1 protein-coding gene, 2 pseudogenes and 1 riboswitch are annotated in these 2,692 nt (G+C 66.5%); of the genes and pseudogenes, 2 read left to right on the top strand and 1 reads right to left on the bottom strand.

Annotated elements, in window-relative coordinates:
* Window positions 1-446: pseudogene (locus tag AC1VAN_RS17780) on the bottom strand (S9 family peptidase); the annotation flags it as partial.
* Window positions 447-569: 123 nt separating this feature from the next.
* Window positions 570-651, top strand: a riboswitch (S-adenosyl-L-homocysteine riboswitch).
* A 36-nt stretch (window positions 652-687) separates the two neighbouring features.
* On the opposite strand from AC1VAN_RS17780, the gene ahcY reads away from it, so the two are divergent.
* Together ahcY and AC1VAN_RS17770 are read left to right on the top strand one after the other, a co-directional pair.
* A complete protein-coding gene (ahcY, locus tag AC1VAN_RS17775) occupies window positions 688-2,133 on the top strand; it encodes an adenosylhomocysteinase (RefSeq protein WP_480986338.1) in 1,446 nt (481 codons plus the stop codon).
* A gap of 346 nt (window positions 2,134-2,479) precedes the next feature.
* A pseudogene (locus AC1VAN_RS17770) lies at window positions 2,480-2,692 on the top strand (lysozyme inhibitor LprI family protein); the annotation flags it as partial.

Below are 2,692 nucleotides of genomic sequence, written 5' to 3'. Positions count from 1 at the left end.
AGCCACTTCTGGTCCGGCGACCACGTCAGGCTGGCGATCGACAGCGAGGCCGGCAACCCGCTGATCTGCCGCTCCTTGCCGTCAGCCACATTCATCAACCACAGCTTCTGGCCGAAGCTGAAGCGGCTGTCAGAGAAGGTTTTCGGATTGATGCGCAGGCCCGCGAGTTTCAGCTCCGGCTGCGCCACCACCTGGATCGACGGCAGCGACGGCATCTGCATCAACGCGGCGACATCCCGGCGCGGCGACAGGAACAGCGACGGCGCCCGCGGCGCGTCGACCACGGCCTGCAGTGCGGCCGAGGGCAGCTCGTAACCGGCCACGCCCTGCGCCTGCGCCGCGGCCGCCTGCGGTGCGGCAGCCCAGGCCTGCGGGACCACCGCCAGCAGGGCCATCGACAGGACCAGGCCAGTCAAGCGCCGGTTGCGGCGTGCGTGCGTGCTCATCATTGTTCCACCTGTTCGCTGCGTGAAGCCCTCGACCTTAACAGGCCATGCACCTCCGCCCATCTGCCGATGGTTGGGTCATCGCCGTGTCACAGCGGAGGCGCGATATAATGGGCATCCTCCCCTGCCGAGGGGCGCTGCGACCGGATCCCTGAGACCGGCCAGGCTCGGCCAGGTGGCTTTGCAACAACGGCGCCCGGCCAGATGCGAGCATCCGCTCGCCCACAACMGGAGCTACTGCATGAATGCTGTTGCCAAGACCTTCTCCACCGAAGGCGATTACAAGATCCGCGACATCACCCTGGCCGACTGGGGCCGCAAGGAACTGGACATCGCCGAGCACGAGATGCCGGGCCTGATGTCCATCCGCCGCAAGTACCAGACCGAGCTGCCGCTGAAGGGCGTGCGCGTGACCGGCTCGCTGCACATGACCATCCAGACCGCGGTGCTGATCGAGACCCTGAAGGACATCGGCGCCGACGTGCGCTGGGCYTCGTGCAACATCTTCTCGACSCAGGACCACGCCGCYGCSGCSATCGCCGCCRCCGGCACSCCSGTGTTCGCCWKSAAGGGCGAGTCGCTGGAAGAGTACTGGGACTGCACCCTGGACGCGCTGACCTTCACCCTGCCCGACGGCACCCTGACCGGCCCGGAGCTGGTGGTCGACGACGGCGGTGACGTSACSCTGCTGATCCACAAGGGCTACGAACTGGAAAACGGCAGCACCTGGGTCGACGAAAAGGCCGCTTCGCACGAAGAGCAGGTCATCAAGAACCTGCTCAAGCGCGTGGCCAAGGAGCGCCCGGGTTACTGGGGCCGCGTGGTCAAGGACTGGAAGGGCGTTTCGGAAGAAACCACCACCGGCGTGCACCGCCTGTACCAGCTGGCCCAGGCCGGCACCCTGCTGATCCCGGCGATCAACGTCAACGACTCGGTCACCAAGAGCAAGTTCGACAACCTGTACGGCTGCCGCGAGTCGCTGGCCGATGGCCTCAAGCGCGCGATGGACGTGATGCTGGCCGGCAAGGTCGCCGTGGTCTGCGGCTACGGTGACGTCGGCAAGGGCTGCGCCGCGTCGCTGCGTGCCTACGGCGCGCGCGTGGTGGTCACCGAGATCGATCCGATCTGCGCCCTGCAGGCGGCGATGGAAGGCTTCGAGGTCAACACCATCGAATCCACCCTGGGCCGTGCCGACCTGTACGTCACCACCACCGGCAACAAGGACATCATCCGCATCGAGCACCTGAGCGCGATGAAGGACCAGGCCATCGTCTGCAACATCGGCCACTTCGACAACGAGATCCAGGTCGATGCGCTGGTCGACTTCCCGGGCGTGAAGCACGTCAACATCAAGCCGCAGGTGGACAAGTACATCTTCCCCAACGGCAATGCGATCTTCCTGCTGGCCGAAGGCCGCCTGGTCAACCTCGGCTGCGCCACCGGCCACCCGAGCTTCGTGATGTCCAACTCGTTCGCCAACCAGACCCTGGCCCAGATCGACCTGTGGGCCAACAAGGGCACCTACGAGAACAAGGTGTACCTGCTGCCGAAGAAGCTGGACGAAGAAGTGGCCCGTCTGCACCTGGAAAAGATCGGCGTGAAGCTGACCACCCTGAGCCAGGAACAGGCCGACTACATCGGCGTGCCGGTGGAAGGTCCGTTCAAGCCGGATCATTACCGCTACTGATGCCGTGCGCGGGGTCGGATTCCTTTCCGCAGGAAAGGGCTCTGACCCCAGCAACGGATGCACACGGACGGGCGCCTTCGGGCGCCCGTTCTGCATCCGGGCACCCGCCGCCGCGTTCCGCGCGTCCTGTCACAGAGCCCTAAGCAGTCGCTTGCTACGCTCTGTTCCCGCCAACGGCCCGGCGCGGGATGTTGCAATGCCCAGCCCGCCGCGCGGCCGCCACGGCACCCCCGTTCCATGGTTCGCCCCATGCCTGCCGCCCGCAGGCCATGCGCCAGGACGCAGACATCAAAGGATAGACATGCAGCGCAGCAGTGAACGTATGACCCGGGCCATCAAGCCCCTCATGACCCTGTGTTGGGTGGCCCTGCTGGCCGCCTGCACCCCGCCCTCCGGTGAAGCCCAGGCCACGACGCCTGCAGCCGCCACCGAACAGGCCAACACCGACGGCAAGGCGGCCAGCGCCCCGGCAGCGGCCGCCGGCAGCACCGCCTGCGCCAATCCGGCATCGCCGGTGCAGACCCTGATCTGCAACGACCCCGCCCTGTTGAAGCAGGAA

This window comes from Stenotrophomonas sp. 05L44_2, from assembly GCF_056665995.1.
The sequence above is the reverse complement of the archived record's forward strand: the minus strand, read 5'-3'. Positions and strand labels throughout refer to the sequence as shown.